This window comes from Polyangiaceae bacterium, assembly GCA_020633235.1.
Lineage (GTDB): Bacteria > Myxococcota_A > Polyangia > Polyangiales > Polyangiaceae > JACKEA01.
Genome location: JACKEA010000001.1, coordinates 1,100,245 through 1,121,678 on the forward strand (window position 1 = coordinate 1,100,245; position 21,434 = coordinate 1,121,678).

Genomic DNA, 21,434 nt, shown 5'->3' on the forward strand with positions numbered 1-21,434 from the left:
CGCGCCATGAAGCTCGCGCCCGTTCTCTTGGCATTTGTATGTTGGCTCGGCGCGGCTTCCTGCTCTGACGAGAGCGCGGTCGCGTCCAATGGCGGCGGGAGCACGGCCCTGGGCGGCAGCAGCGGCGCGGACGCCGGAGGCACGGGCGGCACGTCGGGCAGCGGCGGCAGCGCGGGCGCCGGCGACGCCGCCGGCAGCGCGGGCGCTGCCGGCAGCGACGCCGCCACCCCGGACCTGTGCGTCGCGCCGGCTGGAAACATCCTTGCCCACGGCGATTTCGAGGAGGGCATGAGCGGCAATGCGCCCAGCGGCTGGGAGGTGCGGGATCCCGCCGCGCCCGGCAACTGCGCCGGTTCCGGCGCAGCCGCCGAGCACGTCTTCTTGGCCCCGCCGGCCCCCGGCTGCAGCGGCAACGCGCTCGCGGTGGACGCTCGCGGGCAGTGGGATTGCTACGCGATCCAGCGCGTCACGGACTACGACAGCATCCAGGGGGGCGCGACGTATCGCGTCAGCGCGACGGTGCGCTCCACGGGCAACGCGGTGAACCCCGCGGCGTGGTTCGTGATGGGCGCGCAGTGGCTGGACGGGAGCGACGTGTTCTTTGGCGACGTGAAGAACGAAAAGACGACCTCGGCTGCCGACAACGACTACGACTGGAAGCTCCTCTCCTTCGACGTCGTCGCGCCGCAGAACGCAAAGCGCATGCTGATCTGGCTCTCCGCACACTACCCGGGACGCGTCGATTTCGACGACGTCAGCGTCGTGAAGCTCTGAGGGACGGTACCGCGGCGAACCGACATCAGAAGTCGGAACGTGAAGCGCACCCTGTCCTACATCGTCCGCGCATTGTGGCGGCATCGCTGCCATGGCACTCTTGGGACATGCGGCGGCTTATGATGGGGGCGTTGGTGCTGGGGTCGGCAACCGTACTGTGGGTGGGCTGCGGCTCGTCGGGCAGCGGCGGTACGGCCGGTCCCGATTCCGGAATCGGTGGCAGCTCCGCGAGCGGCGGCAGCGGCAATTCCACGAGCGGCGGCGCTTCCGGAGCGGGCGCGTCCGGCGGCACGGACGGCGGCGGGGCAACCGGCGGAACGGGAGGCGGGAGCGCGAGCGGTGGCACTGGCGGTGCATTCCCCGATGGCTCCATTCCCGACGTGCAGTTCACTTATGACGCGCCCAACGTGGAGCAAGACGCATGCGCGGCGGTGACGGTGGGCGCGGAGCTGGTCCCGCTCGACTTGTACGTGGTGTTGGATCGTTCGGGGTCGATGGTGAACCCATCGCTCGGACCGCTGCGGTGGCCGCCCGTGCGAGACGCGTTGAACGCGTTCTTCCAGAGCCCGCAAGCGAACGGCATCGGCATTGCGCTGACCATGTTCGCGCACCCCACGGCGAGCCAATGCGTGGCTACGAGCTACCAAACGCCGCTGGTGGCCATGGCGCCGCTGCCGGGTGGCGCCAGCGGTCATGCCATCACGCTGCAGAACACCATGAACGCCAACGCGCCGGTGCTGGGCGTGGGCACGCCGACGGAATCCGCGATGACCGGCGCCGTCACCTACGCAAAGAACTACAAGAACGCGAATCCGGGACGCACCGTCGCCATCGTGCTGGCCACGGACGGGATTCCGGGCGCGGCCGGCTGCTCGGGTGAAACGGCCGCGGGTGTGCAGTCCGCGATCACCGCGGGCTTCACGGGCACGCCCTCCATACGCACCTTCGTGATCGGCATCGATCAATCCGCGAACATCACCAATTGGGCCAACGCGGGCGGCGGAAAGGCGTTCAACGTGGCCACGGCGGGTGGCTCGGCGCAGTTCCTCCAAGCCATGAAGGACATCCAAGGCTCGCTGCTCGGGTGCACCTTCACGGTGCCCAAGCCGGATTCCGGAATCATCGAGCCGAGCAAGGTGAAGGTGAAGTACACGCCGGGCTCCGGCAGCCCGGGAGAGCTGACCCGTTTCAACGACCAGGCCTCCTGCAACGGCGCCGGCTGGTACTACGACAACAACACCAATCCGACCACCATCGAGCTGTGCCCCAGCAGCTGCACCACGGTGCAAGCGGATCCCAACGGCAAGATCGACATCGAGCTCGGCTGCTTGGGTTCCTGAACGATTGCGGAGCGCGCCGGGCTCTGGCAAGTCAGGGCCCATGATCGGACGCGTGCTCATCGTCGCCGGCTCGGACTCGGGCGGCGGAGCCGGCATTCAGGCGGACATCAAGACCGTGACGCTGCTTGGCGGCTACGCGGCTACCGCCATCACCGCGCTCACGGCGCAAAACACCCGTGGCGTCGCTGACGTGCTGCCCATTCCGCCCGCCTTCGTCGCGCGGCAGATGGAGGTGGTGCTCGAGGACATCGGCGCCGACTGCATCAAGACCGGCATGCTGCACTCGGCGGAGGTGATCGAAGCCGTGGTTCGGACGCTGGAGCGAAAGGGGCGCGGCATTCCCGTGGTCGTCGACCCGGTGATGGTCGCCAAGGGCGGCGCGCCGTTGCTGTCGCCGGAGGCCGTGAGCGCCGTGAAGCTGCGGCTGATCCCGTCGGCGGCGCTCCTCACTCCGAATGCGCCGGAGGCCGCCGTCCTCACCGGTGTGGCGGTGGAGAGCGTGGACGACCTCGGCCGCGCGGCGGACGTGTTGCTCGCGCTGGGCGCGAGCGCGGTGCTCTTGAAGGGCGGACACCTGGCGGGGGACACGGTGGTGGATCTGCTGCGCACCGCGGACGGTGACGAGTGGCGCTTCGAGAGCGAGCGCATCCAATCGCGCAGCACTCACGGGACCGGCTGCACGCTGGCCTCCGCCATCGCCGCCGGAATTGCCGAAGGGCTGCGGCTCTCGGACGCGGTGGAACGTGCCCGAAGCTACGTGCTGGAAGCCATTCGCACGGCGCCGGGGCTCGGCACCGGTCATGGGCCGCTCAATCACGGTCACGTTCTCGCGCCGGGTGAAGCATGAGTGCCCCCCTCGAGATCCCCACGCCGCCCGAGGGTGCGGAGTGTGGCTCCGGCAGCTCCACGTTGCGCTTCGAGGACATCGCGCAGGATGGACGGCTGCGTCTGGAGGGCGTGTGGCCACCCATCGGACCCATCCTCTGGAATCGCATGGCCTTCGCCAAGACCCTGGCTCGCCTCGGGCAGCACGGCGTTCGCGCGGTGCTCACCCGCGTGGTCATGGAAGGCGGCGACGAGCCCATCAGTGTGCGCAATCGCTGCGAGCACGAGGTGCGTTACCGCCTGGCCCACACCGTGGACGAGAGCGGCGCGCCGAATCGACTGATCTTCGATACCTGGCTCGACTCCTTCGCGCCCCGCGGTCACGAGAACAATCCCGGCGCCCCCGCTGACGGCCCTCGCGTGCGGGTGGCCCGAGCCTACGGCCAGCACGTGTTCACACGCCCCGCGGCGCCGGCGGGCAAGCATCGGGTCACGGCCTTCGAGGATCCGGAGCTTCCAGCCGTGCCCCCGGAGCGCACGGAATGGCTCTCGCCGGCAGAGCTGCTCGCGCTGCCCGCGGACGCCGAGGCGCTGGAGCCGAAGCTCCGCCCCGATACCACCACGGTGGTGTTCGGCCTCGCCCACACCGACGGCAACCAGCACGTGAATTTTCTCGCCTATCCACGCCTCGCGGAAGAAGCCGCCCTGCGGCGGCTCCGGGAGCTCGGCCTGGACACGCGTCTCCTCGCCCGCCGCACCGACGTCGGCTACCGCAAGCCGAGCTTCGCGGGAGATGCCATGCGCTTCGTGCTGCGCGCTTACCGCCGCGCCGGCCGCGTCGGCATCGTGGGGGCGTTCGTACCGGACGGACGCGAGCTCAGCGTGGAGCGCCCGCACGCGGTCGTACGCCTCGAGCTTTCGGAGTGACCCAATGCGGCGCGTCCGCAGCGTGTTTCATGACGTGTTCCGCGTGCTCTCGCTGACGCTGTTCGTGCTTTTGGTGTTTCCCGCGGCCTGCGTCGCGCCGCCGCCGCCCGCGCTGGCCACGCATCCGAAGCCGCCCCCGAAGCCCGGCACCAGCATCACGCATTCGCGCATGTGCGAGTGCACCGTGTGCACCGTGGCTGCATGCTGCAAAGGCGACACCGAGGACGACGCGCCTCAGGACTGCCACGCCGACGAAACCACTGGGGAAATGCGCTGCGGCTTGGCGATGACCAGCTGCGTGGGGCGCTGCAGCCGCGAGGTGTGGCGAGTGCCCCTTTCGAAGGAATGCGACGAGCACCGCCCCGCGGGCTGTTGCGCCGGTTGAGCAGGGCCAAAAGGTCGGGCATGCTCGCCCGCCATGAAGCTCCGACCGCTCTTCTTCGGCGTACTCCTGTTCTCCCTGGCCGCGTGCGACAAGGAGGAGCAACCGAAGCCCGAGCCCACGGTGGGCACGGTGGATCTGGCCGCGAGCCAGCGGCCCGCTCGGCCTCACCCGCCGCGCCGCGCGGCGCGGCCGATGCCACCCAAGCCCAAGGACATTCCCGCGCCGGAGGACGTTGCGGAGCCGCCCAAGACGGCGAAGAAGACCAAGACCGGCCTCTACACGCTGGTGCTCGAGAAGGGCAAAGGCAAGACGCACCCCAAGCCCGAAGACAAGGTGAAGGTGCACTACACGGGCTGGACCAAAGACGGAAAGATGTTCGACAGCTCCGTCGCGCGGGACCAACCCGCGGAGTTTTCCGTGGGGCAGGTGATCAAGGGCTGGACCGAAGCGCTGCAGCTGATGGTCGAAGGCGAAAAGCGTCGCTTGTGGATCCCCGCGGACCTGGCCTACGGCGAGCACCCTCAGTTCGGTCCCGCGGGGCAGCTGACCTTCGACGTGGAGCTCTTGGAGATCGTCCAGCCGCCGAAGCCGATCCCCGCGCCTTCGGACGTGAAGGCGGCGCCCAAGACGGCGACGAAGACGGACAGCGGGCTCGCGTATCGCGTGCTGAAGAAGGGCACCGGCACGAAGCACCCCGCCGCCACGGATCGCGTGACCGTCGTCTACACGGGCTGGACTCCGGACGGGAAGATGTTCGACAGCTCCACGCTGCATGACGGGCCCGCGACGTTCCCCCTGAACCACGTCATCAAGGGCTGGACCGAGGGCGTTCAGCTGATGGTGGAAGGGGAGAAGATGCGCTTCTGGATCCCGAGTGATCTGGCCTACGGCGACAAGCCGCGGCGCCCCGGCGCGCCGGCCGGTCCTCTCGTCTTCGACGTCGAGCTGGTGACGATCCACTGAACGCAGCTTCTGCGGCGCTCTCGGGAACCGCTGCAAGCGGTGCGGACCTGCAATTTGTCAGGCGTCGGCATTCCCCGCACTGAATCGCGGCATGGGCCATGCTAGACGCGGCACCATGGACGCCCGTTTGGGAACCGAAGAGCGCCCCGTGCGCGTCGCCGTCGTGGGTGCCGGTCCGGCCGGCTTCTTCACCGCGGACGCGCTCTTGCGTCGAGACGCCCCCGTCTTCGACGTCGACGTCTTCGAGCGACTGCCGACGCCGTTTGGCCTCGTGCGCGCCGGTGTCGCGCCGGACCACCAAAAAATAAAGAACGTCACCAAGACCTTCGACCGTACGGCGAAGGAGAGTCGCTTCCGCTTCATGGGCAACGTGAGGGTGGGGCGCGACATCAGCGCGGAAGAGCTTGCCGAGCACTATGACCAGGTGGTGTACGCCGTGGGCAGCTCCAGCGACCGTCGCCTCGGCATCCCCGGGGAAGAGCTGCGGGATTGTCACGCCGCTACGGCCTTCGTCGGCTGGTACAACGCGCACCCGGACTTTCGGGACTTTCCCTTCGACCTTCAAACCGGGCGCGCCGTGGTGGTGGGCGTGGGCAATGTGGCCCTCGACATCAGCCGCGTGCTGCTCCGGAGCCCCGCAGAGCTCGCCAAGACGGACATCGCGGGGCATGCCCTGGACGTGCTCGAGCACAGCAAGATCCGCGAGGTGGTGCTGCTCGCGCGACGCGGGCCCGCGGAGGCGGCCTTCGAGCAGAAAGAGCTCGCGGACATCGCGGCGCTCGAGGGCGTCAGCGTGCACATCGACCCGGAGGTCCTGGAGCGAGATGCGGCGCGCGTCGGCGAGCTCGATGCGAAAGCGCGCCGCAACGTGGAGTACATGCTGGAGCTCACGCGGGCGCAGAAGCAGAAGACCGAGCGCGCGCTGACCATTCGTTTCCTGACCTCTCCCTTGGAGGTGCTCGAGGGGGAGCCGGATCGGGTGCGCGGCGTGCTGGTGGAGAAGAACGAGCTGGTGGAGGGAGAGCGCGGGCCAACGGCGCGGGGCACCGGCGAGACCTTCGAGATCGACGCCGGCATCGTGTTTCGTTCGGTGGGCTACTACGGCCTGCCGTTGCCGGACGTGCCGTACGATCAGAAGCGGGGCATCATTCCGAACGAAGAGGGTCGCGTGCTCGATGCTCCCGGCGGCTCGATCCTTCCCGGGGTGTATGCCGTCGGCTGGATCCGCCGTGGCCCCGTCGGTGTGATCGGGACCAACAAGGCGGACGCCCAGGCCGTGGCCGAGCTCATGGCGGAGGATCTACCGAAGCTCTCGGGGCGGAGCGACGCGGCCGTGACTCACGCGGCGGTGGATGCGCTCTTGGCTCGCCGGGGCGTGCGGGTCGCGAGCTACGCGGACTGGGGCGTGATCGACCAGCTCGAGGTGTCCCAGGGCAAAGAGCGAGGAAAGATCCGCGAAAAGCTGACCACCGTGGAGCAAATGTTGGACTCGCTCCCGCCGCGGCGACGCTAAGATGCTTGTGTGAAGACCCTGAGAAGCTACGTCGAAGGCAAGTGGATGGCGGGCAGCGGGCCCGGCGCGAAGCTCGAGAACCCCGCGACGGAAGAGGTGCTGGCGGAGACGTCCACGACCGGCATCGACATGCACCAGGCGCTCGCCTTCGCTCGCGACACGGGCGGTCCGGCGCTTCGTGAGCTCGGCTTCGCCCAGCGGGGCGAGCTGCTCGAGGGCATGACCCGCGCCATCCATGGCGCCCGTGAAGAGCTCATCGAGCTGGCCATCCAGAACGGCGGCAACACGCGGAGCGACGCCAAGTTCGACATCGACGGCGCCACCGCCACGTTGCAGGCCTACGCGGAGCTCGGCAAGTCCCTGGGCGACGCGAAGCTCTTGGTCGATGGCGAGCCGACGGACATCGCGGGCTCACGGCTGCAGGGCTGGCACGTGCTTTCGCCGCGCCATGGTGTCGCGGTGCACATCAACGCATTCAACTTTCCCGCCTGGGGTTGGGCCGAAAAGGCCGCCTGCGCGATGTTGGCGGGTATGCCCGTGGTCACGAAGCCGGCGACGGCGTCGGCGCTGGTGGCGTGGCGCAGCGCCGAGCTGGTGGTGGAGGCGGGGGTGCTTCCTCCGGGGGCGTTCAGCCTGGTGTGCGGCTCGGCGGGAGATCTGCTCGACCATCTCTCGTGGCAGGACGTGGTGGCCTTCACCGGCGGCAGCGAGACGGGGCAGAAGATCCGCCGTGGGGAGCGCGTGCTGGCCGCGGGCGTGCGCGTGAACGTCGAAGCCGACAGCCTGAACGCCGCCATCTTGGTGCCCGGAGCGGACGACGCGACCTTCCACGCGTTCATTCGCGACGTGCACCGCGACATGACGCAGAAGGCCGGCCAGAAGTGCACGGCCATCCGCCGCGTGATCGTGCCGGAGGCGGAGCTCGAGCGCGTGCGCGACGCGCTCTCGGCGGAGCTCGACAGCACCAAGATCGGAAACCCCGCGCTGGACGACGTGCGCATGGGACCCGTCGCCACGCGGACGCAGCAGAAGGACGTGGCCGCGGGGGTCGAGCGGCTCCTGACCCAGACGAAGGTGGCCTGGGGAGATCCCAAGAGCGTCGCTCCCATCGGGGTGCCCGCGGGCAAGGGCTACTTCGCGCCGCTGCTCCTGCTGGAAGCGACGGACTCCCTGGCCGCCACCGCGGTGCACGCTCACGAGGTGTTCGGTCCGGTGGCCACGCTGTTGCCGTACGACGGCAGCGCGGAGCATGCCGCGCGCATCGTGCGCGAAGGGCAGGGCGGTCTGGTCAGCTCCGTGTACGGAGACGATCGCAAGGTGCTCGCCGCGCTGGTGCACGCGCTCGCGCCGTGGCTCGGTCGGCTGGTGGTTGTGGACGCGAAGATCGCCGACAAGTCCGTGGCGCCGGGCACGGTGCTGCCGCAGCTGGTGCACGGTGGGCCCGGTCGTGCCGGCGGTGGGGAAGAGCTCGGGGGTCTACGTGGAATGGCGCTCTACCAGCAGCGCACCGCGGTTCAGGGCAACGGCCCGCTGATCGCCCGCTTCATCGGGAAGAATTGACTGTCGGCTCGGCGCGAGGCCTCGCGCCGAGGAAATCCACGAGCAGCTCGGCGACGGTCGTCGGGGCTTCCGTCGGAAAATCGTGGCCGGCTCCCGGGATCAGCGACAGCGTAGCCTGAGGGATCAGCCGCGCCAGCCGGCGCGAGTTCTCTGCGTCAATCAGCCGATCGGCGTCACCGGTGACGACCAACGTCCGCGCGCGGATGTGACGCAGACGGTCGCCGGTGTCGTGCAGCGCTCCGGCGACGAGCTGTGCCAGCACGCCGTGCAGCACCGGCGGCTCCTCACGGACCAGCTCCACCCAATGCTCGATGACGTCCGGTCGCTCGCGCACGAACTTCTCGGAAAGCACCAGCGGCGCGGTCTGCCGAACGGCTTGCTCTGGGCCCAAGCGCATGGGGCCCACCAGCTCGCGGATGACGGACACGGGCATGCGCGTGGAGTGGCGAAAGCCGCCGGCGCGGGTGCAGCCGAGCACCAGGCCGTCCACGCGTGCGGGGTGACCGATGGCGAGCTCTTGCGCGATCATTCCTCCGAGCGACACACCGAACACGTGGGCGCGCCGAACCCCGGCAGCGTCCAACACCCGGGCCGCGTCGTCGGCCATGTTGCGGGTGGTGTAGGGCGGGGGCGGCGCGCTGCTACGACCCACGCCGCGGTTGTCGAACACGATCACGCGGAAGCGCTCAGCCAGGCGCGGGACGACCTCGCCCCAATGGCGGGCCGTGCGCGCCAGGCCGCGGATCATGAGCAGCGGTGGCGCGGCGCCGTTGCCGTGGACTTCGTAATACAGGCGTGCCGGACCGCTCTCGGTGTACACCCGGGGAGCTTACCGCGGATACATGCGGGGCGCGGCCGGGGCCAAGGCCGCGGCCAGCAGGGTGGCGGCCTTTTCCAGCTCCGGCGCGAAGGCCATGCGCCAGGGTCGGCGCAGTGGAGGGGCCGAAAGTCGCAACACCTTGACCCCGCCCTCTCCCACGTAGGGCTGGGCAACCCACTCCGACAGCACGGCGATGCCCAACTTGGCCCGGGCCGCGTCGATGATGGCCTCGGTGAGCGGTAGCCGAAGGACGTCGAGGCGTGGCCTTCGGCGGCCGAACACGCGGCGCATGAACCAGCGCGCTTCGGCGTCGGGGGTCTGACTCGAGGTGATGATGGGATGCTCGCGTAGATCGCGCGGGGCCAAGCTGTCGCGCTTGGAGAGCGGATGATCCGCCGCCACCAGGAACACCATCTCGTCCTCGAACAACGGTAGCTCGAGAAATGGCGAGCTCACCCGCGACGTCGTGAGCAAGGCGATGTCCACTTCGCCGGCAGCGAGGGCGGACGCGGGCGTGCGGGTGTGCTCCATGGCGAGAGTGACCTGCACGTTCGGCAGGCTGCTCTTGAGCTTGGCCAGGGTGGACGGCAGCCAGCGGTAAGCCATGTAGCATTCACACACCAGCCGCACGCGGCGCGGCGGGGCGTCCGGGGACACGGTGCTGCGCTCCAGGTCCACCAGCTGAGCCAGCAGGGCGCTGGCCCCCGCGAGCAGCCGAGCACCCGCCGGTGTGGGCGACAGCCCTCGCGTCGTGCGGTCGAACAACTTGAGGCCGAGCTTGTCTTCCGCGAGCAGGAGCCCGCGGCTCACCGCGGATTGAGTGACGTGCAGCACCGAGGCCGCCTTCACCGTGGAGCCGGCGGTGGCGACCGCCAGCACCAGCTCCAGATCCCGAACTTCGAGCCGCGGGCTAGGTATGCGCTCCACGCATATGGTCTAGCAAAAGAATGCGTTGGACGCACGCGCGGCTTCGCCCCAGAAAAAAAGCCATGAAGCTGTACTTCTCACCCCTCGCCTGTTCCCTCGCCACGCGCATCTCGCTGTACGAAGCGGGCATCGACGCTACCTTCGTGAACGCCAAGAGCGCCGGCGACGAGTTTCGCGCCGTGAGCCCCCTGGGCCTGGTCCCGGTGCTGGTCACTGACGACGGCCAGATCGTCAGCGAGAACGTCGCAGTTCTCCAGCGCGTCGCTCGTTTGCGTCCCGAAGCAGGGCTGGCGCCCTCGGACCCAGCGCAGCTCTCACGCCTGCAGCAGTGGCTGTCGTTCATCGCGACGGAGCTCCACCAAGGCGTGTTCTCCCCCCAGTTCGACAAGTCCGCGCCCGAGAGCGTCAAGAGCTACGCCGTGGCAAAGGCGGACAAGCGCCTGGACTGGGTGGAGCACGAGCTCGACAGCCGTGAGCTCTTGTTCGATCGTTTCAGCGTGGCCGACGCGTTCCTCTACACCGTGCTCAACTGGACGCTGGTGACCCCGATCGAGCTCAGTCGTTGGCCGCGGGTCGCGGCGTTCCACGCCCGTGTGGCGGAGCGCCCCAACGTCAAACGGGCGTTCCAGGAGGAGATGACGCTGTATCAAGCTGCCTGAGCCCGCTATGCTCGGAGAATGCTGAGGAGCGTGGCCTTGGCCTGCGTGCTGCTGTCCGGTTGCGGCGGCGGCGACGAAGCACCGGTAACGAGTCGGGATTCCGGTGCGTCTGCCTCGGACGCCGGGGTGGATGCTCCGGCCGAGGCGTCAGAAGATGCCGCCATCACCGTGGACGCATCGGACGCGGAGGTCGAAGCCGGACCGACCTTCCGCAGCGCCGGGTGCCAGACCGGCGCGGGGCTCCCCGAGGGCGAGAACACCTTCATGCTCGAGGGGCTCTCGCGCCGCTACGTGCTCCGGCTCCCGCAGGGCTACCCCGGCGCTCGCGCCTGGCCCGTGGTCTTGGCGTTGCACGGCAACGGCGGCAGCACGGACTACTGGGACGTGACCAGCGGCTCGCGCGACATCCGCAAAGTCTTGGAGAACGACGCCATCCTCGTCATCGCCGAGGCCATCGAGGGCAACTGGCGCGACTACAACCAGCCGGAGAGCACCTGGCCGCCCCGCATGGAGACCGAGCTCCACTACTTCGACACCGTCCTTTCCCAGGTGCGGCAAGAGCTCTGCGTCGACGACCGGGCCATCTTCTCCATGGGGTTCAGCGGGGGCGGATCGTTCTCCGGCGTGCTGGCTTGCCGCCGCACGGACATCCGAGCCATCGCCGTCGGCGGTTCGGTCATCTACTTCGACCCTAAGGACTGCGTGGGGAGCTCCGCGGCGTGGGTCACCATCGGCCAGCAGGAGATGAGCACCGCTCGCACGGACTTCCGCGACTTCTTCCGTGATCGCGCCGGCTGCGACACGACCAGCCAAGACGTTCCGCCTCCGCCGTGCGTGGCCTACGACGCCTGCGACCCGAACACTCCGGTGCACTACTGTGAGCACACCGGCGGGCACGTGTGGCCCGACTTCGGCAGTCAGGCGATGTGGGACTTCTTCTCGCAGTTCGTGGAGAAGTAGCGCTCAGGAGAAGGCGCGGTCCACTCGCGTCAGGGCCCGGGTCAGGCCCTGGTGGACGCCACGGTGCCATGGCGTCACCGAGTCCAGGCCGCCTTCGGGATGGATCCAGTCCACGATCTTGGGGCCGAATCCCGCCCGCGGGTTCATCAGCGCTCGCAGCACGCCCTTGCCGTGGGCGTCCACCATCTGACGCACGACTTCGTCCTGCATCTTGGTGACCCGCTCGGCCATCTGGCGTGGCTCGAGGTCGAGGCGCGTGAAGTCTTCTCGGAAGGTGAAGCCGCTGGCCATCAACAGCAGGATGCACTCCACCTGAAAGCGCGCTGTGCGTCGGGCTTCGGCAGAGCTCATGCGCTCGATGAGCTTGGGTACGTAGAGCACGCCGAGGCCCACGTGGCGTGACTCGTCGCGCTCGAAGTAGGGGAGCAACTCCGTCAAGATGGGACACATCCCGCTCTCACCGACCCGGCGAAAGATGACCACGGCGTTCGTTTCGAACAAGAGCTGCATGCCGATGAGCTTGGTGGCGAGCGTGGGCGCCCCCAGCACCTTGCGCAACAGCTGCCGCGGGATGGCGCCGATGGTGGGTGCGCGGCCCAAGTGCTCCAGATACTCCGCCAGCACGGTGAAGTGCCGCGCCTCGTCGAACACCTGCGCCGTGGCGGCCATCTTGGCGTCGACGTCCTCGATTTCCAGCGCCAAGTCCGCCGAGATGTTCCAGGCCGCGAGCTCTCCCCACAAGAGCACGGTCATCACCCGAGACAGGGACGCGCGCAGCTCGGGATCCATGCCGCTACCGGGTGGCCCGTGCTTTTCGATCAGCTCGTGCAGCACCGCCTTTCCGTCCCAAGCGCGCTCGCGCGTCATGTCGTACAGGCGCTCGAGGCGACGTGTCTTGTCGGCGGCGTCCTCCACGGCGCGGGCATCGAGGAGGGCATACGGCGGGAATGCGTTCATGAATCGCTCCTATGACTACCGGCACGTGGGGCCGGGCTCGCTTCGTCTCGGGGGAGGATGCCGCACAGCTCCAGCAGAGCGGCTTCCCGCGCGATGGTTTCGACGTCGATGGGGCGATCGTCGTCCAGGTAGGACAGGACGATCTTCTCGAAGCCACCGAGGAAGAACCGTGCGACGAAGTGCTCGTCCAACGGACGAATCACTCCGGCTTCCTTCGCGACTCGGAGCTGCGCCTCCAGCGTCTCCAGCACGGCGTCGTCGATGCGCTTGAGCAGACCATCCACCACGCCGTCCGCGCCGCGGCCCGCGCGCAGCACGAGCTGCGCCGTCGCGCGATCTTCGAACAACACCTGGAGGATCGCCGTCATCCGCTTCTGCATGAACGCCGCCATCTGGTCCGGCGTCGGCCGTGCCCCTTGGGGGATGCGCACCGGCGTGAGCTCGTCGTGGGCCTTCAACACGCGCTCGGCGATCTGATCCGCCAGGGCCACCAGCAGGTCTCGCTTGTCCGCGAAGTATTGGTAGAGCGTGGCGCGGCCGATGCGGGCGCGGCCGCACACTTCCGCGATGCTGGTCGCGTGGTAGCCGTGCTCGGCGAAGGCGGAGAGGGCGCAGTGGAGGATCTGCGCCTTGCGCTGGGCAGCGGGCTTGTAGGTCCGTTTTGATTTGGAAACTGACATGTCAGTTCTGAGGCGCTCAGGATGGTTTCGGTACTGCGTCTTGTCAACGGCGCTCCGTTCGCCAGTTTCGCAACATACTGATTTCAATGACGAAAATTGAATGCGGCCTCGCCACCTTGGCGCTGGGGTGGCATAAAGCCTGTCATGCGCTGGTCGCGGCTGCTTCCCCTCGTGGCACTGGGCGCCCTGGGCTGGGCGTGCACCAGCGACCACGACGTCCTGGCCAAGCAGAAGCCAGGGACGGGTGGCAGCGGCGGCGCGGCCGGGGCCGCCGGCGCCGCGGGCAGCGGGGCCGGTCCGGGCGACGCCGGACAGGACGTGGACGTGGAGCCGCCCGGGCCCAGCGTGCTGACCCTGATGCACGGTGTGGTGGACGCCGAACGCGTCGGCTTCTGCTTCGCGAAGGTGGTGAACGGCGTTGCCGCGCCTCTCACGGGTTCCCCCGTTCCGAGCGGGGGCCTGCACTATGGAGGCGCGCTGTCCCTCGCTGCTATCTCCGGCATCGATCTCGTGGCGGACGATCTACAGCCCGTGGTGATCGCCGCCAGCCAGGGGGATCTGACGACCAAGGGCTGTCAAGCCTTGGCGGACGAAGCCGCGGCCCTCTCCGTTGCGGACGCCGGCGTGGACGCTGCCGTGGATGGCGGCATCGCCGATGCGAGCGCGGATGCGGAAGTGGAGGCTGGCCCTCCGCCGGAGCCCCCCGCCGTACGTGCCGGCGGGCTGCCCGCGCTGCCCGCCGGCACGCTCGCGTCGGACAAGAGCATCTTGCTGGTTGCCGCCGGCTGCTTCGGCGCGCCGGGCTTCGTCGACCCATTGGACAACGTCGTGTGCGGTCAGGGCTACGCGCCCGACCAGCCGACGCTCGCACCCGTGCTGGTGCAGATGTCCCGCATCAAGAAGAGCGATCGCCTGGGGTTGGCGGTCGTCAACGCGTCCGTCGCGGGCAGCGCCATCACCGTGCGCAGCGTGGGGCCGGAGGTCGCGGCGCTCCCTGACGTGACCATCGCCGTGAACGTCGGCGTCGGAGCCATCTCGCCCAAGCCGCCGAATTTCGGCGCCACCACGGCGGCCCTTGGCTTCTCCCAGGGCGACCCCAGCCTCGACGTCTCGGCTTCGAACAACGTCACGGCGTCGGTCTCCGTGCCCTGGAAGAACGCCGTAGCCCCCGCGGGTACGGGCGAGCCGAAAGACGGCGAAACCTACGCCATCGTGATGCTCGGCCCCCAGGTGAACGTGGCCGTCACCAAGTGGTGGAACCCCGTCGGCATCAGCGTGGTCACGACCGACCCTCAGTGAGTGAGGGAGATCTCCGCGAGCTTCATCTTCGCGTCGTTGATGTGCGGGCTCGACGGGAAGCGCCGCACGAAGGCGCGTAACGTGTTCTTGGCGTCGTTCCACGCTTGAATGTCGATTTGACATTCCGCGAGCAGCAGCGTCGCCTCGTCCATCACTTCCTTGTCCGCGCTCGCTTCCGAAAGTTGCAACAGCATCGGGATCGCTTCGCGCTGGCGCCCGAGGGACGATAGCGCCCGCGCGAGCTGGTAGCGCGCCTGGGGCGAGTGCGCGGCGTCCGACTTGAAACGCAAAGACTCCTGTAGCGCTTGCGTCGCTTCGTGCCAGCGCCCGGTGCGGGCGTAGTCGAGGCCGTTCTGATAGGCGATGAGCGATAGCTCGTTGCGAGCTCGATCCGCGGCGTGCTCGAACACGGCGCGCTCCGTTCGGGTCAGCGGCAAGCGCGCGATTTCGTCGTACTTTTGCACGAGCTCCCGGCGCTTGTTGTTCACGATCAGGTCGTAATACTCGGCAGCCTGCCGGCTCGCTCGGGCCGTGGACTCTTCGCGTGCTTGTGCCGCCTTGAGCTCCTTGTCGAGCTGCTCCAGGCGCTCGCGCGTCCCTTTGGTTTCGGCGCGCACGGCATCCACCCGCGCGTCCCAGGCGAGCTTGAGCGTGATGAACACCACGGCGATGGTCACCACGTACGCCGTGGCACTGGTGAACCACATCCTGCGCTCGTAGCCCTGCTGACGCTTGGCGATGCTCTTCAGGTCCGCGCTCAGGGCGTTGACGAGGTTGTTCGTCTTGATCGTGAGCGAACGGCTCTCCACGATCTCGCGCTTGATCTCTTCGAGGTCGTACTCGTCCATGACGCGCGGGATGGGAGTATCGCCCTCCGCGCCCTCGGGCAACACGCATCTTCGCGAGCAGCGGGCCGTTCCCCGGCGATCGCCAGGGTCGAAAGGCTCCGGGCGGATTTTGTGGAATTCTGGGATTTTGTCGGTATCTGCGCGGAAAAGTCGCGGTTTGACTTGAACGGAGCCGAAACCCTAGCTAGACGGCGTAGCCCCGAGCCCGCGTATGGGCGGCTCGAGCGAAAACTTCTCACGGCGAGCAGCAAGCACATGGATACGAGCGACATCCGCAAAGGCCTCAAGATCATGCAGGACGGGCAACCGTACATCGTGGTCGATTTCCAGTTCGTGAAGCCCGGCAAGGGCCAGGCCTTCACTCGGACCAAGATGAAGAACCTGCTCACCGGCGGCACCATCGAGCGCAACATTCGCTCGGGTGAAAAGCTCGAGCCCGCGGACGTGGAAGATCGGACGCTGCAGTACATCTACCCGGAGGGAGACATGTTCAACTTCATGAACTCCAATACCGGTGAGCAGCTGGCGGTCCACAAGGACGCGGTGGGCGACGCAGCGAACTTCATGATCGACGGTATCGACGTCACCATCACCGTGTACAAGGGCAACCCCGTGAGCGTCTCGCTGCCCCCGCACATCATCGTGCAGGTGGTGGAGACCGAGCCCGGCGTGAAGGGCGATACCGCGACGAACGTCACCAAGCCCGCGAAGATCTCGAGCGGAGCCACCGTGGCGGTGCCTCTGTTCATCAACGAGGGCGAGTGGATCAAGGTGGACACGCGCAGCGCGAGCTACCTGGAACGCAGCAAGGCGCCGTGAAGGGGCGTCCGGGGCGACACTCGCGCCGGACCAACAAAAGAAATAGGGATCAGGGCCGGCGCCAGACCCGGGCGCGGCCGCCCACCACGCAAGCGACGGCCTTGCCGTCGTTGGCGGCGACGCAGTGCTCGAGGACGCCGGGGATCGTCCACAGCTCGTCCTTGTCCGTGGAGTGCAGCAACACGCCTCCGGGTGCGGCGAGCGCCAGCCAGCGTCCATCCGGGGAGCGCGCGGTGCCGTGGGGTTGGGGTCTCAGGGCCGCCTCGGCGGGGCTGGTCTTGGGTCCCACGATCTTTCCCGCGACGATGGCTTCCAAGCCGGCGGGCTTCTCGGAGAGCGGGGACAGCGGCGGAAGCTTCGGCAGCTTGCCACCGGCACAAGCACCCGGTCGCGGAGACAAAAGCCCCAGCACGACCGGCGCTGCGAAGGACTTGTCGGGTTTCTGGTACGAGAGCAGCGCCTCGCTCCGATCGCAGGCGTACACCACGTTGGCCAGGGTGTTGCCGTTGGCCAAGACGATGGCAAGGGGCCACGGCGCTACGCCCGCTTCGGCGTCGAGGGCCTGCTCCTCCCCGTTCGGAAGTACACGCACCACGCTGCTCTGGCTGCGGATCAGGAGCGCGCCGTTTGCTTCGAAGGCGAGGGGGCTAAAGCTCGGCGCGGAGCTCGACGCGGGGCGGGCGCCGATGTCCGGACCGCTCACGGGCTCGACGCGGGGCGCCAGCTTGTCGGCGAGCTTTTCGCAGGCGCTCCGCTGCTTGTCGCTCATGTGGCCGAAGTACAGACCGTCGCGGGTGAGGGCGCCGAAGGCGTCCAGCGCATCCTTGCGCGTCACGGCGGCGGTGACCTCGGCCACTCCCAGGCGGTCGACGACGATGCCGAGATTGCCGCAGGACAGTGGCGCGCCCTCGGCGTCGAACAGCCGCGCGGTGCCGCTCGCTCCGCACAAGGAGGACAGCAAGCGACGGATGTTGTCGACGCCGGATTGCACGCTCGCGGCGAGGTTTTTGCGCTTGGCGCGCCAGAGCTCACCCGCGGCGACGCGTCCGAGAGAGCCAATGGGTTGGCTCGCGTCGCGCGAGGCGCCGGCGGCGCGGTCCAGCCACACGAGCTCCGCGCTCGCAGGGCGTTCGCTGCCCTTCGCGCGGACGGTCACGGCCAATCGCACGTCGTCGCGGCCGTCGCCGTCGCGATCCGTCGTGGTCACGCCCAGGGACAGGTCCTCGTCGGGGGCCGGGCGCGCCACGCGCAAGCTCACCACCACGGGGTGCTCGGAGGCGGGCGCCACCACCAGCAGCGCGCGCTCCGGGGTGCGCGCCAAAAAGTCTGCGCCGCAGTCCGCGCGCACGTCGAGGGTGACGCTCTTCGGACCCGTGAGGGTCAGCTCGGGGATCAGCTTGCAGGTAGGACCGGAAGGGACGAAGCCGGGCAGGGTGGCGAGCTTCTTCTCGCTGCCGTTCCCGGAGTGGAGCCAGAGCTCGCCGCGCTCGCCGTCGCCGGAAACGGGCACCGTCCAGCTGACCACGTCGATCGCGTCGTCGCCGTCGAAGTCGGCGCTGACGGCGCGCTCGAAGGCGCGGCCCTTGGGCGCCGTCAGGGCGCGGCCGCCGAGGGTCCAGCGCGTGGCGTTCGGCGGCGCTTTTTGCGCCGGGCGGGCTGCGAAACCCGCCTCGGCGTCCGTGGCGCCCGCGTCCGGCGCGTCGTCGCTGGCGGAGGGCGCCGGCCCGGCGCTACCCAGGGTCGAGGCCACTCCGAAGGGCGTGTAGGGCTTGTCCTTTTCGCAGCCGTGGCAGCCAGCGAGAGTCACTGTGCCCAATGCGAGCAGGGTCGCGAAGGTCTTGGCCATGTGGGAAGTCCCGCCGAGCGACACCTTCGCACCGAAGCTCCGTTTGTCGCAACTCGCGTTATGGTGGGTGCCTCGTCATGGTCGAACGGCTGCCCAGCGTCGATCGATATCTGGAACGTCTGCCTCGGGGGCTTTCTTCCCATCCCGAGTGTCAGGTGAAGGCGTCGGTGTATCGCGACGCGCTCGCTTCTCACGGGTTGGAGAGCGTGATCTCCGAGCTCCCCCGCGAGCTTCGCGAGCTGGTGCTGGAGCCACCCCCGGTGAGCAGCTGGGTGCCGGAGGTCTACGCCAACTCCATCATGATGGCGATTCGCGACGTGCACTTCGAGCCCGGCACTGTCGGCGTCACTGCGTATTCGGAGTGGACGCGCCAGCGCAACTTGCTGCTGCTCACCCGTCCGCTCTACCGCGCGCTGTTCCTGTTGCTCTCTCCAGAACGATTGCTCAAGGGCCTCCAGCGGCGCTGGGGCGCATTCCGAAAGGGCACTACCATCGAGCTCGTTCATCAAGGCGTGGGCGCCGTGGAGCTTCGCGTTCGCTACCCGGAGAACCTGTACGAGGAGACGACGCTCTCCGGCCTGCGCGGCGCGTTGGTGGCAGCGCTGGAGGCTGCTGGCGCTGGCCACGTGAAGGTGGAGCTGATCGAGTTCGACGACCGTCAGGCCAGCTACCGCGGTAGCTGGAGCTGACGCTACTTGCCTTGGAACTTGGCTGCCCGCTTCTCGACGAAGGCGCGGGTCCCTTCGCGCATGTCCTCGCTGTCGAAGAGCGCGCCGAAGGCGGTGGCCTCCAGCTCGTTGGCGAGGGGCAGATCCGCGTCGGCGGCGCGCACCATCACCCGCTTGCTCGACGCCACGGCGATGGGAGCCTTGGACGCGATCTTCTCGGCCACGGCGCGCACCTTCTCGAGCAGCTCCGCGGCGGGCACCACGGCGTTGACCAAGCCCATGGCCAGGGCGGCGTCCGCCTTGACCATGTCTGCGGTGTACACCAGCTCCCGTGCTCGGGCGGGGCCCACGCGACGGCTGAGCCGCTGCGTGCCTCCGAACCCGGGCATCAGCCCCAGGTTCACCTCGGGCTGACCGAAGCGCGCGGTGTCCGCCGCGTAGATGAAGTCACACGCCAGCGCGAGCTCGCAGCCGCCTCCCAGGGCAAAGCCGTTGACCGCGGCGATGACCGGGAAGGGTGCGTTCTCGATGGCGTAGCCGAGCTTGTGCCCGGCATCGGCGAACGCCTTGGCTTGCACGGCGCTGAGGGCGCTCATCTCCGCGATGTCGGCTCCGGCGACGAACGCCTTTTGGCCGGCACCGGTGAGGATCGCCACCCGTGCGGACTTCGCGGCGAGGTCCTCGAACGCGTGCGTCAGCTCGTCGACGACCTGCTTGTTGAGGGCGTTCAGCTTGTCGGGGCGATTGACGGTGACGGTGAAGATGCCGTCGCCGCCCTCTACCAAGATCGTCTCAGCCATGGCTCACCTCTCGAAGGCGCGACCGACCTTCTGGCCCTTTTCGTCGTACACGTAGAACCCGCGACCGACCTTTCGACCGTACCAGCCGGCAGCGACCAGATTGCGGAGCAGCGTGGCGGGGCGGTACTTGTCGTCGCCGAACTCGCGGTGGAGCACCTCCGCGATGAACAGCAGCGTATCCAGACCGATGAGATCTGCGAGCTCGAGGGGGCCCATCGGGTGGTTCAGCCCCAGCTTGGCGCCCATGTCGATGTCCTCCGGCGTGCCGAGCCCTTCCTGCAGCGCGAAGCACGCTTCGTTCAAGAACGGAATCAGCATGCGGTTGACCACGAAGCCGGGCTGGTCCTTGCTCGTGATCACGGTCTTGCCCAGCTTCTCCGCCAGGGCACTGATGGTCTGAAGGGTCTCCGCGCTGGTCTGCACACCGCGCACGATCTCCACCAGCTTCATGAGGGGGACCGGGTTCATGAAGTGCATTCCAATCACGCGATCCGCTCGCGACGTCTGCCCGGCGAGGCGGGTAATGGAGATGCTGGAGGTGTTCGAGGCCAGGATCGCGTCGGGCCGCATCTTCGCGTCCGCCGCCTTGAAGATCCCGATCTTGACGTCGGCCTGCTCGGTGGCTGCTTCCACCACCAGGTCCGCCGACTCCAGACCCCCACCGGTGGCCGAGGTGCGAATGCGCTCCAGCAGCGCCTCGCGGTCTTCGGCCTTCATCTTTCCCTTGGCCACCTGCTTTTCCAGGATCTTGCCGATCTTGGCCTTGCCCTTGTCGGCCAGTTCCACGGAGGCGTCGCTGAGCAGCACCTGATAGCCCGCCTGAGCGGCCACCTGTGCGATGCCGCCTCCCATTTGCCCGGCGCCGATGACGGCGATGGTCTTGATGTCGCTGGAGTTCATGGTGAGGGCCGAGTAGCTCCGCGTCCCCTGGCGCGCAAGGGATCAGCGCTCTCGTCATGACAATCGCGAGGCTTGAGGTAGGCTGCGCTTCGATGCGACGAACGGTGCTGCTCATCGCTGCCCTTCTCGTAGCGTGCGCCGGCACCCAGCCCACGCCCGAGCAGCGCGCCGTCATGCTGGTGGACAAGGGACAGAACGGCGAAGCCATTCGCGTGCTCTCGGACTACCTGAAGCAGCATCCGGACGCGCTGAAGGAGCGGCGGCTGTTGATCCGAATCATCGCCTTGACGGGGGACTTGGGTCGGGCCGCCGCGGAAGCGGAGCAGCTCGCCAAGTACTTGCCGTCGGGAGACCCGAGCCCCTGGATCGAGATGGGGCACGCCTACGAGCTCGCCCATCGCTACGACGAGGCGCTGTCGATGTACGACCGCGCCGCACAGGTGGCGCCCAAGGATGCGGCGGGGCCGAAGGAGGGGGGGCTGCGCGCGGCGCGCTGGGGCGAGGTCGAGCTGGCCGAGCCCCGGCTCGAGGAAGCAGCGCGTCGTGCCCCCTCCGACGCCGAGGTGTGGCACGCGCTGGGTGTGGTGCGGCTCAAGCTGCGGGACCTCCCCGGCGCCGTCGTGGCCTACCGCTCCGGACTTCGGGCCGACCCGAGGGCGCTCGAGAACCGGATCGGCCTCGCGACGGTGGCGGTGATGCGGGACGACGCCCCGGCCGCTTTGCAGCAGTACGACGCCATCATTGCGGCTCGCCCGCGGGTGGCGGACGCCCATCTGGGGCGCTCCTGGGCGCTGCTCCGGATGGGTCGGCTCGACGCCGCCGCCGAGGCCCTGCGAGATGCCGAGCGGTTGGGCGCCAGTCCCCGCGCCGTGCGGGCCCAGAAGCGACTCCTCGCCCGCCTCCGGAGCGCGTCGGAAGAGCAAAGGAATCGCTGATTTGCAAGGCTTGTAACCCCCCGGCGCGC

At 68.5% G+C, this 21,434-nt stretch carries 22 protein-coding genes; 14 read left to right on the forward strand and 8 right to left on the reverse strand.

Features of this window, described 5'->3' with window-relative positions:
* The first annotated feature begins 6 nt into the window (after positions 1-6).
* The 8 genes from H6717_04930 to H6717_04965 all read left to right on the forward strand — a co-directional run bounded on the left by H6717_04930 (position 7) and on the right by H6717_04965 (position 8,287).
* The gene (locus H6717_04930; GenBank protein MCB9576349.1) at positions 7-774 is read left to right on the forward strand and encodes a hypothetical protein; all 768 of its coding nucleotides are present in this window, start codon (positions 7-9) and stop codon (positions 772-774) included.
* A gap of 107 nt (positions 775-881) precedes the next feature.
* Positions 882-2,114, forward strand: a complete 1,233-nt coding sequence (locus H6717_04935) for a VWA domain-containing protein (protein ID MCB9576350.1) — start codon at positions 882-884, stop codon at positions 2,112-2,114.
* Between the two features lie 40 nt (positions 2,115-2,154).
* A complete protein-coding gene (gene thiD / locus H6717_04940; GenBank protein MCB9576351.1) occupies positions 2,155-2,961 on the forward strand; it encodes a bifunctional hydroxymethylpyrimidine kinase/phosphomethylpyrimidine kinase in 807 nt (268 codons plus the stop codon).
* Positions 2,958-3,866 carry a hypothetical protein gene (locus H6717_04945; GenBank protein MCB9576352.1) on the forward strand — a complete coding sequence of 303 codons (909 nt, stop codon included), beginning with the start codon at positions 2,958-2,960 and terminating at the stop codon, positions 3,864-3,866. The genes thiD and H6717_04945 overlap by 4 nt, the downstream gene beginning before the upstream one ends.
* 4 nt (positions 3,867-3,870) lie before the next feature.
* Positions 3,871-4,251, forward strand: a complete 381-nt coding sequence (locus tag H6717_04950) for a hypothetical protein (GenBank protein ID MCB9576353.1) — start codon at positions 3,871-3,873, stop codon at positions 4,249-4,251.
* A gap of 33 nt (positions 4,252-4,284) precedes the next feature.
* Complete coding sequence (locus tag H6717_04955; GenBank protein ID MCB9576354.1) at positions 4,285-5,214, forward strand: FKBP-type peptidyl-prolyl cis-trans isomerase; 930 nt, start codon at positions 4,285-4,287, stop codon at positions 5,212-5,214.
* 115 nt (positions 5,215-5,329) lie between these two features.
* Entirely contained in the window at positions 5,330-6,727 is a 1,398-nt protein-coding gene (locus tag H6717_04960; GenBank protein ID MCB9576355.1) for an FAD-dependent oxidoreductase, read from the forward strand.
* 9 nt (positions 6,728-6,736) lie between these two features.
* Positions 6,737-8,287, forward strand: a complete 1,551-nt coding sequence (locus H6717_04965; GenBank protein ID MCB9576356.1) for a 3,4-dehydroadipyl-CoA semialdehyde dehydrogenase — start codon at positions 6,737-6,739, stop codon at positions 8,285-8,287.
* Here the strand turns inward: H6717_04965 and H6717_04970 are convergent.
* Both H6717_04970 and H6717_04975 read right to left on the reverse strand, forming a co-directional pair.
* A complete protein-coding gene (locus H6717_04970; protein MCB9576357.1) occupies positions 8,271-9,107 on the reverse strand; it encodes an alpha/beta fold hydrolase in 837 nt (278 codons plus the stop codon). The two genes, H6717_04965 and H6717_04970, sit on opposite strands and share 17 nt — an antisense overlap.
* A 9-nt stretch (positions 9,108-9,116) precedes the next feature.
* Positions 9,117-10,040, reverse strand: a complete 924-nt coding sequence (locus tag H6717_04975) for a LysR family transcriptional regulator (GenBank protein MCB9576358.1) — start codon at positions 10,038-10,040, stop codon at positions 9,117-9,119.
* A 56-nt stretch (positions 10,041-10,096) separates the two neighbouring features.
* On the opposite strand from H6717_04975, the gene H6717_04980 reads away from it, so the two are divergent.
* Both H6717_04980 and H6717_04985 read left to right on the forward strand, forming a co-directional pair.
* Positions 10,097-10,693 carry a glutathione S-transferase C-terminal domain-containing protein gene (locus H6717_04980; GenBank protein ID MCB9576359.1) on the forward strand — a complete coding sequence of 199 codons (597 nt, stop codon included), beginning with the start codon at positions 10,097-10,099 and terminating at the stop codon, positions 10,691-10,693.
* Between the two features lie 18 nt (positions 10,694-10,711).
* Positions 10,712-11,653, forward strand: a complete 942-nt coding sequence (locus tag H6717_04985; protein MCB9576360.1) for a hypothetical protein — start codon at positions 10,712-10,714, stop codon at positions 11,651-11,653.
* A 3-nt stretch (positions 11,654-11,656) separates the two neighbouring features.
* Here the strand turns inward: H6717_04985 and H6717_04990 are convergent, their stop codons facing one another.
* Entirely contained in the window at positions 11,657-12,610 is a 954-nt protein-coding gene (locus tag H6717_04990) for a ferritin-like domain-containing protein (protein MCB9576361.1), read from the reverse strand.
* The gene (locus H6717_04995) at positions 12,607-13,290 is read right to left on the reverse strand and encodes a TetR/AcrR family transcriptional regulator (GenBank protein ID MCB9576362.1); all 684 of its coding nucleotides are present in this window, start codon (positions 13,288-13,290) and stop codon (positions 12,607-12,609) included. Before H6717_04995 ends, H6717_04990 begins: the two co-directional genes overlap by 4 nt.
* 144 nt (positions 13,291-13,434) lie before the next feature.
* On the opposite strand from H6717_04995, the gene H6717_05000 reads away from it, so the two are divergent.
* Entirely contained in the window at positions 13,435-14,589 is a 1,155-nt protein-coding gene (locus H6717_05000) for a hypothetical protein (protein MCB9576363.1), read from the forward strand.
* On the opposite strand, the gene H6717_05005 is transcribed toward H6717_05000, so the two are convergent.
* Positions 14,583-15,437, reverse strand: coding sequence for a hypothetical protein (locus tag H6717_05005; protein MCB9576364.1), 855 nt, complete (start codon positions 15,435-15,437; stop codon positions 14,583-14,585). The genes H6717_05000 and H6717_05005 overlap by 7 nt on opposite strands.
* Positions 15,438-15,692: 255 nt before the next feature.
* Here H6717_05005 and efp point away from each other — a divergent pair, with 255 nt between their 5' ends.
* On the forward strand, positions 15,693-16,256 hold the full coding sequence (efp, locus tag H6717_05010) for an elongation factor P (protein ID MCB9576365.1): 564 nt from the start codon (positions 15,693-15,695) through the stop codon (positions 16,254-16,256).
* 49 nt (positions 16,257-16,305) lie between these two features.
* Here efp and H6717_05015 read toward each other — a convergent pair whose 3' ends face one another.
* On the reverse strand, positions 16,306-18,102 hold the full coding sequence (locus tag H6717_05015; GenBank protein ID MCB9576366.1) for a hypothetical protein: 1,797 nt from the start codon (positions 18,100-18,102) through the stop codon (positions 16,306-16,308).
* A gap of 77 nt (positions 18,103-18,179) precedes the next feature.
* Between H6717_05015 and H6717_05020 the strand changes: the two genes are divergently transcribed.
* The gene (locus H6717_05020; GenBank protein ID MCB9576367.1) at positions 18,180-18,791 is read left to right on the forward strand and encodes a DUF2378 family protein; all 612 of its coding nucleotides are present in this window, start codon (positions 18,180-18,182) and stop codon (positions 18,789-18,791) included.
* A gap of 2 nt (positions 18,792-18,793) precedes the next feature.
* On the opposite strand, the gene H6717_05025 is transcribed toward H6717_05020, so the two are convergent.
* Positions 18,794-19,570 carry an enoyl-CoA hydratase/isomerase family protein gene (locus tag H6717_05025; GenBank protein ID MCB9576368.1) on the reverse strand — a complete coding sequence of 259 codons (777 nt, stop codon included), beginning with the start codon at positions 19,568-19,570 and terminating at the stop codon, positions 18,794-18,796.
* 3 nt (positions 19,571-19,573) lie between these two features.
* On the reverse strand, positions 19,574-20,470 hold the full coding sequence (locus H6717_05030) for a 3-hydroxybutyryl-CoA dehydrogenase (GenBank protein ID MCB9576369.1): 897 nt from the start codon (positions 20,468-20,470) through the stop codon (positions 19,574-19,576).
* Positions 20,471-20,562: 92 nt separating this feature from the next.
* On the opposite strand from H6717_05030, the gene H6717_05035 reads away from it, so the two are divergent.
* Positions 20,563-21,405, forward strand: coding sequence for a tetratricopeptide repeat protein (locus tag H6717_05035; GenBank protein MCB9576370.1), 843 nt, complete (start codon positions 20,563-20,565; stop codon positions 21,403-21,405).
* Positions 21,406-21,434 lie beyond the last annotated feature (29 nt).

What these genes read in the sequence shown, in the direction of transcription:
- H6717_04930 (MCB9576349.1), top strand. Translation starts at nt 7, where the DNA reads ATGAAGCTCGCGCCCGTTCTCTTGGCATTTGTATGTTGGCTCGGCGCG.
- H6717_04935 (MCB9576350.1), top strand. Translation starts at nt 882, where the DNA reads ATGCGGCGGCTTATGATGGGGGCGTTGGTGCTGGGGTCGGCAACCGTA.
- thiD (MCB9576351.1), top strand. Translation starts at nt 2,155, where the DNA reads ATGATCGGACGCGTGCTCATCGTCGCCGGCTCGGACTCGGGCGGCGGA.
- H6717_04945 (MCB9576352.1), top strand. Translation starts at nt 2,958, where the DNA reads ATGAGTGCCCCCCTCGAGATCCCCACGCCGCCCGAGGGTGCGGAGTGT.
- H6717_04950 (MCB9576353.1), top strand. Translation starts at nt 3,871, where the DNA reads ATGCGGCGCGTCCGCAGCGTGTTTCATGACGTGTTCCGCGTGCTCTCG.
- H6717_04955 (MCB9576354.1), top strand. Translation starts at nt 4,285, where the DNA reads ATGAAGCTCCGACCGCTCTTCTTCGGCGTACTCCTGTTCTCCCTGGCC.
- H6717_04960 (MCB9576355.1), top strand. Translation starts at nt 5,330, where the DNA reads ATGGACGCCCGTTTGGGAACCGAAGAGCGCCCCGTGCGCGTCGCCGTC.
- H6717_04980 (MCB9576359.1), top strand. Translation starts at nt 10,097, where the DNA reads ATGAAGCTGTACTTCTCACCCCTCGCCTGTTCCCTCGCCACGCGCATC.
- H6717_04985 (MCB9576360.1), top strand. Translation starts at nt 10,712, where the DNA reads ATGCTGAGGAGCGTGGCCTTGGCCTGCGTGCTGCTGTCCGGTTGCGGC.
- H6717_04990 (MCB9576361.1), bottom strand. Translation starts at nt 12,610, where the DNA reads ATGAACGCATTCCCGCCGTATGCCCTCCTCGATGCCCGCGCCGTGGAG.
- H6717_04995 (MCB9576362.1), bottom strand. Translation starts at nt 13,290, where the DNA reads ATGTCAGTTTCCAAATCAAAACGGACCTACAAGCCCGCTGCCCAGCGC.
- H6717_05000 (MCB9576363.1), top strand. Translation starts at nt 13,435, where the DNA reads ATGCGCTGGTCGCGGCTGCTTCCCCTCGTGGCACTGGGCGCCCTGGGC.
- H6717_05005 (MCB9576364.1), bottom strand. Translation starts at nt 15,437, where the DNA reads ATGGACGAGTACGACCTCGAAGAGATCAAGCGCGAGATCGTGGAGAGC.
- efp (MCB9576365.1), top strand. Translation starts at nt 15,693, where the DNA reads ATGGATACGAGCGACATCCGCAAAGGCCTCAAGATCATGCAGGACGGG.
- H6717_05015 (MCB9576366.1), bottom strand. Translation starts at nt 18,102, where the DNA reads ATGGCCAAGACCTTCGCGACCCTGCTCGCATTGGGCACAGTGACTCTC.
- H6717_05020 (MCB9576367.1), top strand. Translation starts at nt 18,180, where the DNA reads ATGGTCGAACGGCTGCCCAGCGTCGATCGATATCTGGAACGTCTGCCT.
- H6717_05025 (MCB9576368.1), bottom strand. Translation starts at nt 19,570, where the DNA reads ATGGCTGAGACGATCTTGGTAGAGGGCGGCGACGGCATCTTCACCGTC.
- H6717_05030 (MCB9576369.1), bottom strand. Translation starts at nt 20,470, where the DNA reads ATGAACTCCAGCGACATCAAGACCATCGCCGTCATCGGCGCCGGGCAA.
- H6717_05035 (MCB9576370.1), top strand. Translation starts at nt 20,563, where the DNA reads ATGCGACGAACGGTGCTGCTCATCGCTGCCCTTCTCGTAGCGTGCGCC.